This window comes from Oleiphilus sp. HI0061, assembly GCF_001635675.1.
Genome location: NZ_LWFE01001289.1, coordinates 1 through 15,082, shown reverse-complemented (window position 1 = coordinate 15,082; position 15,082 = coordinate 1). Strand labels below are relative to the sequence as shown.

14 protein-coding genes and 1 pseudogene are annotated in these 15,082 nt (G+C 45.1%); all 15 read left to right on the top strand.

Translation table 11 applies throughout. The annotated features are described in order from the left end of the window. Positions 1-15: 15 nt before the first annotated feature. Positions 16-321, top strand: coding sequence for a hypothetical protein (locus A3735_RS20295; protein WP_068508210.1), 306 nt, complete (start codon positions 16-18; stop codon positions 319-321). A 294-nt stretch (positions 322-615) separates the two neighbouring features. After that, positions 616-2,019 (top strand): sigma-54 dependent transcriptional regulator, encoded by a 1,404-nt coding sequence (locus A3735_RS20290; protein ID WP_369808198.1) that lies wholly within the window; start codon positions 616-618, stop codon positions 2,017-2,019. 276 nt (positions 2,020-2,295) lie between these two features. Next, positions 2,296-3,648, top strand: a complete 1,353-nt coding sequence (locus A3735_RS20285) for a PAS domain-containing sensor histidine kinase (RefSeq protein ID WP_082865320.1) — start codon at positions 2,296-2,298, stop codon at positions 3,646-3,648. 14 nt (positions 3,649-3,662) lie between these two features. Further along, positions 3,663-5,078 (top strand): sigma-54 dependent transcriptional regulator, encoded by a 1,416-nt coding sequence (locus A3735_RS20280; RefSeq protein ID WP_068508206.1) that lies wholly within the window; start codon positions 3,663-3,665, stop codon positions 5,076-5,078. Between the two features lie 242 nt (positions 5,079-5,320). Then, complete coding sequence (gene fliE / locus A3735_RS20275) at positions 5,321-5,695, top strand: flagellar hook-basal body complex protein FliE (RefSeq protein ID WP_068508204.1); 375 nt, start codon at positions 5,321-5,323, stop codon at positions 5,693-5,695. 75 nt (positions 5,696-5,770) lie between these two features. After that, entirely contained in the window at positions 5,771-7,495 is a 1,725-nt protein-coding gene (fliF, locus tag A3735_RS20270; protein ID WP_068508202.1) for a flagellar basal-body MS-ring/collar protein FliF, read from the top strand. Next, complete coding sequence (fliG, locus tag A3735_RS20265) at positions 7,488-8,510, top strand: flagellar motor switch protein FliG (RefSeq protein WP_068508201.1); 1,023 nt, start codon at positions 7,488-7,490, stop codon at positions 8,508-8,510. The genes fliF and fliG overlap by 8 nt, the downstream gene beginning before the upstream one ends. Position 8,511: 1 nt before the next feature. Continuing rightward, positions 8,512-9,456: a FliH/SctL family protein gene (locus A3735_RS20260; RefSeq protein WP_068508199.1), complete on the top strand. Its 945-nt coding sequence runs from the start codon at positions 8,512-8,514 to the stop codon at positions 9,454-9,456. After that, a complete protein-coding gene (fliI, locus tag A3735_RS20255) occupies positions 9,449-10,816 on the top strand; it encodes a flagellar protein export ATPase FliI (protein ID WP_068508197.1) in 1,368 nt (455 codons plus the stop codon). The genes A3735_RS20260 and fliI overlap by 8 nt, the downstream gene beginning before the upstream one ends. 32 nt (positions 10,817-10,848) lie before the next feature. Next, entirely contained in the window at positions 10,849-11,289 is a 441-nt protein-coding gene (fliJ, locus tag A3735_RS20250; RefSeq protein WP_068508195.1) for a flagellar export protein FliJ, read from the top strand. Between the two features lie 173 nt (positions 11,290-11,462). Next, entirely contained in the window at positions 11,463-11,738 is a 276-nt protein-coding gene (locus tag A3735_RS20245; RefSeq protein ID WP_068507368.1) for a lipid asymmetry maintenance protein MlaB, read from the top strand. Between the two features lie 61 nt (positions 11,739-11,799). Then, positions 11,800-12,162, top strand: a complete 363-nt coding sequence (locus A3735_RS20240) for a response regulator (protein WP_068508193.1) — start codon at positions 11,800-11,802, stop codon at positions 12,160-12,162. A gap of 76 nt (positions 12,163-12,238) precedes the next feature. Next, positions 12,239-14,356 carry a chemotaxis protein CheA gene (locus tag A3735_RS20235; protein WP_068516564.1) on the top strand — a complete coding sequence of 706 codons (2,118 nt, stop codon included), beginning with the start codon at positions 12,239-12,241 and terminating at the stop codon, positions 14,354-14,356. A gap of 17 nt (positions 14,357-14,373) precedes the next feature. Beyond that, a complete protein-coding gene (locus A3735_RS20230; protein WP_068516563.1) occupies positions 14,374-14,913 on the top strand; it encodes a chemotaxis protein CheW in 540 nt (179 codons plus the stop codon). Positions 14,914-14,952: 39 nt separating this feature from the next. Continuing rightward, positions 14,953-15,082, top strand: a pseudogene (locus tag A3735_RS32300) (chemotaxis protein CheR); the annotation flags it as partial.

Genomic DNA, 15,082 nt, shown 5'->3' with positions numbered 1-15,082 from the left:
ATTAGGTGGCATGGCGTGAACGAACGGTTTCTAAATATTGCTAAACAACTAAAAGATGCTAATGACAAGCAGGATTGGGCGCTTTTAACTGAGCTCGATGCTCAGGTGCGTGTCGAGCTTCAGGCAGTTATTGCTAGTATGCGAACTAAAGAAGATAGGGCACAGCTTTTATCGATCTTGAGGCGCTATGAAAAAGTTTACTCTCTGGTGCTAAAAGATAGCTTGAAGCATAGAGATGAGATCTCTATGGAACTTAAGCAGATTACCCGCGAAAGTAAGGCTGCGAATACCTATCTGGATTCGTCTCAATATAAAGCTTGATTGAGTTTTATTGCGCTGGCAATAACTTATAAGATAAGTGACAAAATTTTGAACATTTATTTATGTGGCGCTTATTTCGTCTTTTTTGCGCCACTTAATTGACTAATTAATCTATCCGTACTTTAATTGCTAGATATCGAATATTGAAGAATAATCGCTTTTTGCAATTAACCGCTCGAGCGTACTCATGGGTGCAAAAGTTTACTGTTTTGCTCTATTCATTACTTCAAGTTAAACCCAAAAAATAAACAACTATAAGGTCCATCTATGGCCCAGGATATGAAAGTTTTGGTTATGCATAATAACCAAGAAGTGCTTCGTGATATCTCTGTTATTTTATCCTTTCTTGGTGAAAGTGTTCTTAGCGCATCCTTGTCAGGTTGGCGCTCTACTATTGAAGAGCATGCAATTGAGCCAGAGCACTTAAGTGTCGTTTTTTTGGGAGCAGACTCGGAGCCGGTTGAGCAGATCGTTAAAGATTTACATGAGTGGGATGAGGGTGTTCCTGTGCTAGGGCTAGGTGATGCTGCTCTAGACGGGCTTGATGATATTCTTAGACGAAAGGTCATTGCGCAACTTGATTATCCTCTTAACTATAATAAGACGCTAGATAGTTTATATCGTGCCCAGGTTTATCGTGAACAATACTCGGCGCAAACAGGGCGTGGTAAGCAGCGTCAGGTAGAGCTTTTTAGAAGTCTTGTAGGTACTAGTCGCGGCGTTCAAGATGTTAGAGCTTTAATGGCACAGGTTGCGGATAAAGATGTGAGCGTCTTGATTACAGGGCAATCGGGTACTGGTAAAGAAGTAGTTGCCAGGAACTTGCATTATAATTCGCACCGTAGAAACAAGCCTTTTGTGCCTGTCAACTGTGGTGCTATTCCGGCGGAGTTGTTGGAAAGTGAATTGTTCGGTCATGAAAAGGGTGCTTTTACCGGCGCCATTACTGCGCGTGCAGGTCGATTCGAACTGGCTGAAGGTGGTACGCTTTTTCTAGATGAAATTGGCGACATGCCGCTGAACATGCAGGTTAAGATTCTAAGGGTCTTGCAGGAGAGGACATTCGAAAGGGTTGGGGGAAATAAAACATTAGACACTGATGTTCGTATCATTGCGGCAACGCATAAAAACCTTGAGGATATGATTACCAGTGGTGATTTCCGTGAGGACCTTTATTACCGTTTGAATGTATTTCCTATTGAGATGCCTGCACTAAAAGATCGTGTTGAAGATATCCCTCTTCTGCTCAATGAGCTGATTTCAAGGATGGAGACTGAGAAGCGTGGCTCAATCAGATTTAATTCTGCTGCAATACTGAGTCTATGTCGTCATGAGTGGCCTGGAAATATTCGTGAGTTGGCTAACCTTGTCGAGCGCCTGGGTATTATGCACCCTTATGATGTTGTTGGTGTTCAGGAGTTACCGCAAAAATATCGCCATATAGAAGAAACTGATGACGTTGTTCAGACCGATGATCTGCAGCTACAAAATGCCCCTGGAATGGCGAGTATGGATTCACCAGCCTTGTTGCCTGTAAATGGTATCGATCTAAAGGATTACCTGGCAAATTTGGAAAAGTCGCTTATTCAACAAGCTTTGGATGAGGCTTCTGGTGTGGTTGCTCGCGCTGCCGAAAAACTTCGTATACGTCGTACAACTTTGGTTGAAAAGGTGCGCAAATACGGCTTGAATGCCTAGGTATTATATTTCTTAACTATTCTTGCTCAGTCAAAAATATGTCAGCACGCAGTTTTGCGTGCTTTTTTCGTTTTATGGCGTCATAAAATTGTCTTATCTTTCGGGTTGTTATCATATTGCTACAATTAAGTTGCTGATAATAAAGAAAAAAAATACTTTGGCCTACATAGTGCTTAGATCAGGTTGTTAAAGCTTATTTGAGCTGCGCAGAGCGTTTGGCTGACAAATAAGCGAATAGTATTCCACACTGTTTTGACTGAATGATGTAGGTAAGCCATGGGACAACAAAAACTAGCAACCTGGATAGATGAACCTGCTTTTATTAGCTCGGAGGCAATCAATGCACGTGTTTCGCGCGTTGCGCATGATAGTTCTGGCAGCACTTCAATAGAGGGTAATGCTGCATTCAAATTTCAGGGACAAATTGACTCTACTCAAGATAACGGTGAGCAGAAAGTCGAAGAAGCTTTGTCCTTGTTTGACCACTTGTCTTCGCAATTAACCTCATCATACCGAAACCTTGAGAACAAGGTTAGTCAACTCAAGAGTGATCTTTCACTTGAAGAAAGTCAAAAGCAAGCACAGCGCAAGGAAAAAGAAGACCTAGCTAATCGCTTGTCTACCTTGTTGGAGGTGCTTCCGGCAGGTGTTGTTGTTCTAGATGAAAAAGGTTTAGTCACAGAATGTAATCCTGCGGCAATGGATCTACTTGGCGAACCGCTGAAAGGTTTGGCCTGGGTCGATGTTATTGCGAGAAGTTTTTCGCCAAAGCACGATGATGGACACGAGGTTTCTTTAAAAGATGGCCGAAGAGTGAAAATTGAAACTCGTTCTATGTCATCCGGGCCGGGTCAGCTGGTACTCCTTAGTGATCTGACTGAAACAAGATTGTTGCAGGAGCAAGTAAGCAGGGCCGAACGTTTGAGCTCTTTGGGTAAGATGGTTGCTAGCCTTGCTCATCAGATTCGTACGCCCTTATCTACAGCAATGTTGTATGCGGGCCACCTTTGTCAGCCTGAATTAGATGAATCGATGCGCGTGGACTTGTCGGAAAAAGTAATGTCTCGTTTAACGCATTTGGAACATCAGATTAGGGATATGCTTATCTTCGCGAAAGGAGATGAGCGCTTAGTTGAACGTATGCCGCTAAATGATTTCATACTCGCGCTTAAGCTTGCAGCCGTTCCAGTGATGGATGCCGCAAGTGTTGAGAGCGAGTGGGATATAGAAGCGTCTAATGCTGAAGTCTTATGCAATAAAGATGCCTTGGTAGGGGCTTGTCTTAATTTGGTAAATAACAGTATTGAAGCTTGGGAATGTTCTGCAGTTAGCAAGGAAACGCCATTAACAATAAAGATTAGTGTTGGGGTTAAGGAGGATGGGGCTGTGTGTCTTGTGATTAGAGATAGCGGTCCTGGTATTCCTGGCCAGCACAGGAGTAAGATTTTTGAACCGTTTTATACAACCAAGCAAAAAGGGACTGGCCTTGGGCTGGCGGTAGTTCAGTCTGTTGTTAAGGCGCATAAAGGTAATTTCAGAATGCGTTCATCCAAGAAAGGGGTGACTGCAATGATTGACCTGCCGTCAATTAATGTTACTCCTACTAATAATAATTTTGCTCAGTGTTAAGAGGTAAATAAGTCATGTCAGCGACCAAAGTATTAATTGTGGAAGATGATAAGGAATTAAGAGAAGCACTGTGTACAACATTACAGCTTGCAGGGATGGGCTTCGTAGAAGCGGACTGTGCTGAGAATGCATTGAAGGAGCTTGAAAACGCGCATTTTGATGTAGTGATAAGTGATGTAAATATGCCGGGAATGGATGGCCACGAGCTCTTGCAGCAGGTTAAGTTAAAATATCCTGGTTTGCCGATGATGCTTATCACTGCCTATGGTCAAATTAAGCTGGCTGTTGAAGCTATGCAAAGTGGTGCCGCAGACTATTTAGTAAAACCTTTCGAACCAAAAACCTTAATTCAATCAATTATTAAAATTTTGGGGCTTGGTGATACATCTGAAGAAAAGTCTAGTGATGAGAAAGGGCCTGTTGCTGAAGATCCATTCTCTAAGCAATTTTTTGAAGTCGCTCGCAAAGTTGCTGAATCTGATTCGACAGTAATGATTTCAGGTGAAAGTGGTACGGGTAAAGAAGTATTGGCGAGATATATTCACGAGTCATCATCGCGAAAGAACAAACCTTTTGTTGCTTTGAATTGCGCAGCAATCCCAGAGAATATGCTAGAAGCAACACTGTTTGGCCATGAGAAAGGGGCTTTTACCGGCGCGTATGCAAGTTCGCCCGGTAAGTTTGAGCTTGCCAATGGCGGAACCTTATTGCTAGATGAAATATCTGAAATGGATCTAGGCTTGCAGGCAAAACTACTTAGGGTTCTGCAAGAACGTGAAGTGGAGCGAGTTGGCGGAAGAAAAGCGATTCCTTTGGATGTACGGGTATTGGCGACGACAAACCGTGATTTAAAAGAGTACGTAAACGAAGGAAAGTTTAGAGAAGATTTGTATTATCGTCTGAGCGTGTTTCCCATGGCCTGGAAGCCTTTGCGAGAGCGTCCTATGGATATTTGGCCGCTGGCTAAACGCTTGCTTGCTGAGCATTCTAGCAAAATGAAGCGTGAAAAAATGGAGTTTGGTGAGGGTGTAGAGACTTACTTGTCTCAATACCATTGGCCGGGAAATGTCCGAGAGCTTGATAATGCGATTCAGCGTTCGCTGATTATGGCCTGCAATGGTGTGGTTAAGGTTAGCGACCTATGCTTGGATTTATCCGAGTCGGCTAACTGGATACTTGAATCCAAGCAAGAGGTTCCGACTGAGCAAGTTAGGTCGGTGCAGGTCGAGGTTGAGCCAAACTCTCGAACAGGTTTAGGTAAAGATCTAAAGCTTCGAGAATATCAAATAATTATCGATACCTTGCGTCAAGAAAATGGCAGAAAGAAGAATGCTGCCGAGAAGCTAGGTATTAGCCCAAGAACCTTGAGGTATAAGCTTGCTCAAATGAGAGAGCAGGGTATCGATATTGCAGCTGAAATGGCTGCCTAGGTATCGAATTGAGTGTACGGGTGGCTCTGCTAGTTGCCTGTTACAACAGGATTTCGTCAATCTGCTGATGATCTGTATGGGAGCGTATGCTCCCTTTTTTTGTTATTGCTAAGAATTAGCAATGCTATCATGTTAAACCTTCCAATCTATCTATAATTTCAGCTTGTCTGTGAATTGGCCCGCTTTATGCAGTTACTAACTTAAGCGTATTTTTAGTAACGAAATTTTGACAAGGGGGATGTATGTCTGGGATTAACTCCGTAGGGGCTAGAGCAGATATCAATCAGGTGCTGGCTGAGATGAAAAATCTGCGTGCGCAGGTTCAGAAAACTCAGGTTCAGACTGAAGAAATATCTCCTACAAAAATTAATGCCACCCAGGAAGCGAGCCAAACACCTAAATTCAGTGACATGCTGTCTAGTGCGGTTGGCTCGGTCAATGATACACAATTAAAAGCGGGTCAAATGGCTAAGGCTTTTGAGCAGGGTGACCCAAGCGTTACGCTTTCGCAGGTAATGGTGCAATCTCAGAAAGCATCGGTATCTTTTCAGGCGTTGACGCAAGTAAGGAATAAGGTTGTACAGGCGTATCAGGATATTATGAAAATGCCGGTTTAAGTGTTTGCTTCTCGTTTGTAATGATTGGTATTTGAACAAGCACTGCTTATTTGGATTTTAGTAAAAGGTTAACTTATGGCACTCGCACCCACAGATACAGGTACAGACTCAGCATTGCCCGCTCAGGTGGGTGGTATCTCGGGTGAGCCTGACGTTGTCGGCACTGAAAGTGACTTGATGACCGGTATAAACCGGCTTGGAATCTTTCGGCAAGTAGGTTTGATGGTAGGTTTGGCCGCGAGTGTTGCCCTCGGTTTGGCGCTTGTTTTATGGCTTCAGGAGCCGGACTATCAGCCGTTGATGAGCTCGGTAGAAGCTCAGGACCTGGAAGAAGTTTCAAGCATTCTTAACTTGAATGGTGTTGACTTCAAGATGGATCACCGTACCGGCATATTGCTTGTTGAAGCGGGCAGGGTTCATGAAGCAAGAATGAAGCTGGCAGCGAATGGCATTACAAGCGATAACAGTGTCGGCTATGAGATCCTTGACCAGGATCAGGCCTTGGGTACTAGCCAGTTTATGGAGTCGACACGATTTAAGCGAGGCCTGGAAGGTGAGCTGGCGCGATCAATATCCAGTTTCAGAAATATCCGTAGCGCCAGAGTTCATTTGGCTATTCCGAAGAGGTCGGTGTTTGTTCGTGACTCAAGAGAACCTAGTGCATCAGTTTTGATCGAGACCTCTTCTATGCGGCCAGTGACACGTGAGCAGGTTGACTCGATTGTTAATCTCGTCGCCGGAAGTGTGCCGGAAATGGATATGAGCAAAGTTACTGTTGTTGATCAAAAGGGTAATCTATTGTCTCGGAACAACGAGTCCGAAGAAGACAAGCTGGTTTCAAGGGAGTTTGAGTATTCGCGTAAAATGGAAAAAGTTCTAAATGAGCGAATTACAGGTATATTGAGTCCTATCCTCGGGGCGGATCGTTTCAGGTCAGAAGTCTCGGCTGATGTGGATTTTACCCAGGTTGAAGAAACGGAAGAGTTTTACAACCCTGACATGCAAGCAGTCCGAAGTGAACAAACCTTGGATGAGCAGCGCCAGATGATGACAGATGGCGGTGTACCAGGCGCGCTTGCTAATCAGCCTCCCGCAGCGGGTGCTGCCCCTGAAGTAGCCAACGGTGCTGGCGCTGGTGAAGGAGGTTTACCGACAAATGTGCGTAAGCAAACCACTCGCAATTTTGAGGTGGACCGCACAATCAGCTACACACGTCACCAGCAAGGTAGGCTAAAGCGCTTAACGGTTGCTGTAGCAATTGATGATATACAGAATATCAACCCGGAAACAGGTGAGGTAAGCTATACTACATGGACGGCTGAAGAGCTTGAGCGTTTGACGCTATTGGTAAGGAATGCGGTAGGGTACTCAGCCGCACGAGGTGATAGCGTAAATGTGATTAATACGCCTTTTGCACCTAAGTTTGTGGAAGCCGTACAAGAGCCGGAAATATGGGAACAGGCGTGGTTCAAAGAGCTGGTGCCCAAAGGCATAGCAATGTTGTTCGCCTTGATTATTATCTTTACCGTCATTCGACCAGTGTTTAAGAATCTTTCTGAAGCTGGCGCTCAAGCGAAAGAGCTTGCTTTAGCGGGAGATGAGGACGGTTTGGCACAGATGGATGCCATGAGTGAAGGTGAGGCAGGAGAACGAGTTACTTTGAGTGCCTCTGATGAGTTTCTGTTACCGGGGGCTTCGGAAGGTTTTGATCGACAACTTAATGCCTTGAAAGGTTTGATTGCTGAGGACCCTGCTAGGGTTGCTCAGGTAATTCGTCAATGGGTAAATGTAGATGACTGATGGTGACGGCGATAAAAAGCTGCCAAAAGTTTCGCGGGTAGATGCTGCTGCGATTTTACTAATGAGCCTGGGTGAAGCGGACGCTGCCCAGGTTTTGAAGCATATGGGGCCAAAAGAAGTACAGCGGGTGGGTACCTCTATGGCGGCATTGAAAGATATTAGTCAGGAACAGGTCGAAGGGGTAATGATCGAGTTTCTGGAGGCTGTCGGATCCCAAACGGGTATGGGAATCGGTTCTGATGAGTATATCAAGAATATGCTGACAGAGGCTTTAGGTCAGGACAAGGCGGATAGCTTAATTGACCGAATTCTTGTTGGTGGTAATACAACTGGTTTAGATACGCTTAAATGGATGGATGGTCGTGCTGTAGCGGAGCTTATACGTTATGAGCATCCACAGATTCAGGCCATTGTATTGTCATATCTTGAATCAGATCAGGCTGCTGAAGTGCTAGGCGTATTAGACGAAAAGGTACGTCTTGACGTTATTATGCGTGTCGCTTCTCTCGAAAGCATTCAGCCACAGGCTTTGCAAGAGCTGAATGATATTCTCGAAAAACAGTTCTCGGGTAACGCTGCGACTAAGACCAGTAAGATCGGTGGTGTCAAGTGTGCGGCAGATATTATGAACTTTATTGATACAACTATTGAAGCCGACTTGATGGATAGTATCAAAGAAGTTGATGCTGAACTCGGTACTGAGATAGAAGAGCTGATGTTTGTCTTCGATAATCTCAAGGATGTTGATGATAGAGGGATACAAACGCTCCTCAGGGAAGTCTCCTCAGATATTCTTATTGTTGCACTCAAGGGTGCTGATACTGAATTACAAGAAAAAATCTTTAAGAATATGTCTAAGCGTGCTGCCGAATTACTCCGTGATGACCTTGAGGCGAAAGGTCCTGTTAAGGTGAGTGAGGTAGAAGGTGCGCAGAAAGAGATACTCACCATTGCTCGACGCTTGTCTGAATCCGGTGAAATTGCGCTGGGCGGATCTGGCGAAGCGATGATATAGCATGAGTGACAAAAACAAGCGTGTCCCTTTAGGTGAACTGAGCGCCTACGAACGCTGGGAGCTGCCGAATATTGGCGATCCCGGTCGTGCGGCTAGTCAGGCAGAAAACGCCAGAAAGGAGAAAGTCAAACCACCGACTGCACAGCAAATTGAATCAATAACTAAGCAGGCATATGACTCCGGCTTTGAAGAAGGCCATCGAGATGGTTTCGCTAAAGGTTCAGAGGACGGTCGTGCTGCGGGTCATGCAGAAGGTTTGGAGGCCGGTAAAAGTGAAGGTTACGAACAAGGGGTTGCCCAAGGCCAGGGTGAAATTGCCGAAAAATTGTCACAGCTAGATGCCCTAATGAACCAGTTGGTTAACCCCATTCAGCAGCAACAGCAAGTCGTTGAAGAGGCGATGTTAAATGTTGCGGTTGCGCTTTCCAGAGCAGTGATTCACCGAGAGCTCAATATTGATAGTGCAAGCCTTACACTGGCTTTGTCTCGAGTCATGGAAGGTTTGCCAGCGCTGGACTCAGGGGCAATGTTAAAGGTCAATGAGCAGGATTATGAAACTGTTTCAAAAGCACTAGAGGCTTTAGGTTCTGGTATTGAGCTAGTGAAAGATCCAAGTGTTATAGCTGGTGGCTTCTTACTGAAGACTTCAGCTCAGGTGATTGACTATACCGTTGAAAAACGATTTCAAAAAGCTGTTCAGAGTATGCTGGATACCGCTGTCAATAATACAGCTTCAGGTACTCAAGAAGTGCCAGTGACGATTGATAGTCTGAGTGACTATTCGGCTGACACCTTGAAAGAGGAACCTGAAACAGGCGATGATGAACTGCGCAAGCTTGATCATGAAATACAAGATTCCGAGTTGCCGGGCACCGAGGATACCGAGGACACCAGTACTTCTGGGGAATTAGATGAACAACTAACACCTGGCCCTGAAGATGAGTGATCTGCTTGAAATCAACACTGCTAGTAATATAGCTGCGAATCTTGGTGTACTGGCTGATTCTGTTCCGACGCAGGTGGCACCACAATTTAGCGGGCGCTTGACGCGCATGGTCGGTCTTACCTTAGAGGCTGTTGGTTGCCAAAGTGTTGTTGGTGATCGTTGCCTTATTCATTCTGTTTCGGGTGACTTGATCGAGGCTGAAGTGGTCGGCTTTGAGGATGATCGTACATTTTTGATGCCACTTGTTGCTGCGGATGGTTTGAAGCCGGGTGCCCTGGTTACGCCAGCTGACTCCATTGGTGAAGTCGCTGTAGGGTGGGGCTTGCTTGGGCGTGTGCTTGACGGTGCCGGAAACGTATTGGATGACCACGGTCCATTAGAAGCTGAAACCCGTATACCTTTTAATGGTGCGGTGATTAACCCGCTTGCCAGAGCGCCAATTCGTGAGTCCTTGGATGTCGGGATTAAAGCCATAAACAGTCTCTTGGCTGTCGGCGTTGGTCAGCGAATAGGCTTGTTTGCAGGTAGCGGTGTTGGTAAAAGTATGCTCTTGGGTATGATGACCCGATTTACTACGGCCGATATTGTTGTCGTAGGCTTAATCGGAGAGCGTGGACGTGAGGTAAAAGAGTTTATTGAGGATATCCTGGGTGAAGAAGGGCTAAAGCGTGCAGTGGTAATTGCTTCGCCTGCTGATGACTCGCCTTTGATGCGTCTGCGAGCTGCGATGCTAACGACTCGGATAGCGGAATATTTTCGTGATCAGGGTAAAAACGTGCTTTTGTTAATGGACTCACTGACTCGATATGCGCAAGCGCAGCGTGAAATTGCATTGTCTGTGGGGGAGCCTCCCGCGACAAAGGGCTATCCACCCTCGGTGTTTGCCAAACTGCCTCAACTCGTCGAACGTGCGGGGAATGGTAAGAAAGGAGGCGGTTCCATTACTGCTTTTTACACGGTTCTCACTGAGGGTGACGATCAGCAAGATCCTATTGCAGACGCCGCCAGGGCTATTTTGGATGGTCATATCGTGCTCTCTCGTAGCTTGGCCGAAGAGGGCCATTATCCAGCGATCGATGTCGAGGCTTCGATCAGTCGAGTTATGCCTCATATCATCAGTGCTGAGCATTTACAGAATGCACAGCGCTTCAAACAAATCTATGCAAGGTATCAGCAAGCCAGAGACTTAATTAGCGTCGGAGCTTATGTTAAAGGTTCTGACCCACAAACTGATTTTGCTATCGAAAGAATTGAAAAGATGAAGCAGTTCCTGCGGCAGGGATTAACTGAGGAGTCTGAAGCGCCCAGAGCGATAGCGGAAATGTCACAAACGATTGCTGCTGCAGCTCAAGCGCAATAATCTAGCTTGCGCTACAGTCTATAAGGTTGTCTATGAAGAAGTCGCAGCGTTTGAAGGTAGTTCTTGATCAGGCAGAGCGAAACGAGCAAGCGGCTTTGGAGCAGATGACAGCTGCAAAGCGCTATTTGGACGATCAGACTGCGCAAATGGATAATCTCAAACAATATCATAATCAATACCTTGCTGATATGAAGCGAGGCCTTGGTAGCGTCCAGAGCGTTACTCAATTGCAGTCAAGCTTGCACTTTGTTAATCAAATTGATGTCGCAATCCAGCAACAACAGCTTGTTGTTGATCAGGGACAAAAAGCGTTCAATATTACCAAAGAAAAGTGGTCAGCTTTGCACCAAAAAACCAAAGGCTTGGCAGACCTTATTCAGCGCTACAAGGATGAGGAAAACGCACTTGCCGACAAGCGTGAGCAAAAGCAGTTGGAAGACGCTCTTCAAGCCAGGATGTTTCGCCGAAAATAGATCGCTGCATCAAAGGCTTGGCTTAATAATAAGCTTCATTGATGATCAATCCTTTCTATAGCCTCTCATTGCCGATCTAGGGATAAAAAATCAGTTTATGATTTGTGGTATTCCTGAAAATAGCTACTAAAGTTAGTTGAAGAAATAACTATTTGGTGAGATTTAGGCTGATTATGAGTGAAGCAGCAATTGAGTTAGAAGGTGTTGTGAATATCGCTAAGGTTGAGTCGCTACATCATGAGATGGAAGAGATTCTTAAATTAGCATCTCCAACCGTTATCAGTGCGGGAGAAGTATCGAGAGTGGATACTGCAGCCTTGCAATTATTTGCTTCCTTTTTTACTTCAATGCGTACTGCTGAGGCTGAAGTTTCTTGGGGAAGCGTGTCCGAAGAGTTGCAAGCGGCTGCTAAGTTAGCGGGCTTGGAACAAATGCTAAATCTTAACTAAATGTTTTTGAATTTTGATTTCTTAGGGAAATTGCTTAATCGTCGCATACGGGAGAACGTAGATGGCAACAATATTGGCGGTAGATGATTCTGCCTCAATGAGACAAATGGTTTCATTCACTCTTAAAGGTGCTGGCTTTGATGTGATAGAAGCTGCAGATGGACAGCAAGCACTAGATAAAGCAAAAACTACTGCTGTTGATCTGGTTTTATCCGATGTGAATATGCCTGTAATGGATGGTATTGAGTTAGTTAAGAACCTCAGAACCTTACCGGATTATAAGTTTACTCCAATCTTAATGTTGACCACCGAATCAGCTGGCGATAAGAAAATGCAGGGTAAAAATGCTGGCGCTACGGGTTGGTTGGTAAAACCGTTTAACCCAGAGCAGCTATTAGCGACTATCAAGAAAGTAATGGGCTAAGCTTTACCTCTGTAATGTACAGCGCTACCAAGAACAAAAAATCGTTAATGTAACTACGCGTAGACAGGCCAATACAATGAGTGTTGATTTAAGTCAGTTTCATCAGGTGTTTTTCGAAGAGAGTTATGAAGGGCTTGATGTTATGGAGTCTGCGCTTCTTAATATCGATATCTCGAATCTCGATTCTGAAGCGATAAACGAAATATTCAGGGCTGCACACTCGATTAAGGGTGGTAGTGGTACCTTTGGTTTTAATGAGATTGCTGAATTTACACATGTTGTAGAAACGCTGCTTGATCTTATTCGTTCAGACCAGTTTGTTATGGAAGTGGATCATGTCGATCTGTTTCTGAAGTCTGTCGACTGTATCCGAACTATGATCAATGAGCTTGAGGCCGGTCAAAGCTGCGAAACCAAGTTGGCAGATGAGTTGCGAGTACAGTTCAACGCTCTGCTGGAAGGTGGCAGTGAAACAGCAGAAAACTGTGAAAGTCCTAGCGAGGAAACCGACGAAGGTTCTGATGGTTGGACTATCTATTTTAAACCCGACGCAGATGTCTTGCGCACTGGTAATGACCCAGTACGTATGTTTCGTGAACTGTCTGAGTTGGGTGAAGTCGAGGTTTCCAGTGTTGTTGATGAGCTGCCAGAACTTGGCTCGCTAGACCCCGAAGCATGCTATCTAGCTTGGAATATTGTACTTAAGGGTGATGCCGAAAGAGCTCAAATAGACGAAGTCTTTGAGTGGGTCGTTGATGACTCGGATATTCGAATTGAGAAAATTGATTCGCAAGCTTCTGAAGAGTCTGAGGTAAATGCTGAAGCAGCAGAGCCAGCGGTTGTTGCTGAAGCTGCGGTTGGTGTTTCAGCAGTTAAGACAGAAGATGTGCCCGCGTCTAAGTCGAGTGTTGAATCTAGTGCCAGTGTTGAGAAAGCGAGTAAAGCGCCAGCGCCTGTTAAAAAGGAAAGTAAGCCTGAAAGCGTTTCAATCCGTGTAGGCACAGACAAAATCGATAGCCTGATCAATATGGTCGGCGAGCTTGTAATTACCCAGTCAATGCTAAATGAACTGGGCAAAGACTTTACGGTCGATATGATGCCGAAGTTGATGGAAGGTTTAGAGCAGCTAAGTCTTCATACCAGAGAGCTTCAAGAGAGTGTCATGCGTATTAGGATGCTTCCTATTAGTTTTGCATTTTCACGTTTCCCTCGCCTCGTTCACGATATTAGTAAGAGTCTTGAAAAGAAAGTTGAGCTTGTTCTGCTTGGTGAGCAAACTGAACTGGATAAAACAGTGATGGAAAGAATAGGCGACCCTCTTGTTCACCTTGTTCGAAACTCACTTGACCACGGTTTAGAGTCGCCAGAAGCGCGTCTTGCCGCTGGCAAAGATGAAACCGGTAAGATTACCCTTAACGCATTTCACCAGGGCGGTAACATTGTTATTCAGATTATTGATGACGGTGCCGGCCTCAATGAAGATCGAATTTTATCGAAAGCAATCGAAAACGGTCTTGTTTCGCCTAACGATCATCTTGAACCAGAGCAAATTCACGACTTAATTTTCCAGCCTGGATTTTCAACTGCTGCAGAAGTTACCGATATTTCGGGGCGTGGCGTTGGTATGGATGTTGTGCGCAGAAATATACAGGACTTAAATGGTTCGGTCGAGGTTGAGTCGACTCCAGGCAAGGGGAGTATGTTCTCGATACGCTTGCCACTGACTCTGGCAATTTTGGATGGTCAGCTAATTCGTGTTGGTCAGCAGGTATATATTTTTCCTTTGGTATCTATTGTCGAATCGATTGAGTCTCAGGATCAGATGATACATCGCGTTTCTGGTGGCTGTGACGTCCTTCGCCTTCGAAACGAATATGTTCCGATTATTCGCCTTTGGGATATTTTTAACGTTCAGGCAGATCATGAACGGGTTGATGATGGTCTCCTCGTTATTGTCGAGGGTGACAATATTAAGGTAGCGGTGTTAGTTGACGACTTATTAGCTCAGCAGCAAGTGGTCATCAAGAGTTTGCAGGAAAACTATCGTTCAGTCCCTGGTGTATCCGGCGCAACGATACTTGGGGATGGTACTGTATCACTGATCCTGGATATTAGCGGGCTTATAAAGCTTGCTGGTGTTGGGCGTGATGCCTATAAGAAGATTACCGAGCCAGACGATAGCGAAGCGGCATAAAACAAAAGGTTTAATCTATGTCAGAGCAACAAGATTCAAAGCTAGAACAGATTAATGGTGAAGTCGATGATGCAAAGCAGGATGAGCCAACCGACCAATACCTCACCTTTTTTATGGGGGGTGAAGAGTTCGGTATCAATATTCTTTCAGTGCAGGAGATAAGAGGTTGGGAAGAGATCACCTCAATTCCCAATTCTCCAAGTCAGGTGCTAGGTGTCATGAACTTGAGGGGGACTGTTTCTCCTATCGTTGATTTGCGATATAGCTTTGGCATTAAAGATTTATCTTATACCGATGAAACGGTTGTGATAATCGTTTCGGTAGAAACCGAGTCTAACGCCAAGGTTATCGGAATCGTGGTTGATGCAGTGTCGGATGTGTATAACTTTTCTCATTCTCAAATTCAGCCTTCTCCCGAGCTTTCCCAAACGAGTCAGGCGCAATATGTTAAAGGTTTGGGAAGTACCGAAGAAAAAATGGTGATTATTTTGGAGCTTAGCGAGCAATTGATCGCTGATCCAGATCAGGTTGCCGGACGACAATTACTAGCGAGTTAAGGTTCTTAAGTGGATTCTGATCGATCACGAGAGTTTGCGATGTCCGATGCTGATTTCCAGGAAATCAGCGAGTTGGCCTATAAGTATACTGGCATAGTGCTGGGGCCCCATAAGAAAGATATGGTTTATGGCCGCCTGGCGCGTAGGCTCAGAGATGTTCGTTTGGGCT

Bases quoted from the DNA above. Each gene is read 5' to 3' on its own strand.
- A3735_RS20290 (WP_369808198.1), top strand. From the start codon at position 616: ATGCATAATAACCAAGAAGTGCTTCGTGATATCTCTGTTATTTTATCC.
- A3735_RS20285 (WP_082865320.1), top strand. From the start codon at position 2,296: ATGGGACAACAAAAACTAGCAACCTGGATAGATGAACCTGCTTTTATT.
- A3735_RS20280 (WP_068508206.1), top strand. From the start codon at position 3,663: ATGTCAGCGACCAAAGTATTAATTGTGGAAGATGATAAGGAATTAAGA.
- fliE (WP_068508204.1), top strand. From the start codon at position 5,321: ATGTCTGGGATTAACTCCGTAGGGGCTAGAGCAGATATCAATCAGGTG.
- fliF (WP_068508202.1), top strand. From the start codon at position 5,771: ATGGCACTCGCACCCACAGATACAGGTACAGACTCAGCATTGCCCGCT.
- fliG (WP_068508201.1), top strand. From the start codon at position 7,488: ATGACTGATGGTGACGGCGATAAAAAGCTGCCAAAAGTTTCGCGGGTA.
- A3735_RS20260 (WP_068508199.1), top strand. From the start codon at position 8,512: ATGAGTGACAAAAACAAGCGTGTCCCTTTAGGTGAACTGAGCGCCTAC.
- fliI (WP_068508197.1), top strand. From the start codon at position 9,449: ATGAGTGATCTGCTTGAAATCAACACTGCTAGTAATATAGCTGCGAAT.
- fliJ (WP_068508195.1), top strand. From the start codon at position 10,849: ATGAAGAAGTCGCAGCGTTTGAAGGTAGTTCTTGATCAGGCAGAGCGA.
- A3735_RS20245 (WP_068507368.1), top strand. From the start codon at position 11,463: ATGAGTGAAGCAGCAATTGAGTTAGAAGGTGTTGTGAATATCGCTAAG.
- A3735_RS20240 (WP_068508193.1), top strand. From the start codon at position 11,800: ATGGCAACAATATTGGCGGTAGATGATTCTGCCTCAATGAGACAAATG.
- A3735_RS20235 (WP_068516564.1), top strand. From the start codon at position 12,239: ATGAGTGTTGATTTAAGTCAGTTTCATCAGGTGTTTTTCGAAGAGAGT.
- A3735_RS20230 (WP_068516563.1), top strand. From the start codon at position 14,374: ATGTCAGAGCAACAAGATTCAAAGCTAGAACAGATTAATGGTGAAGTC.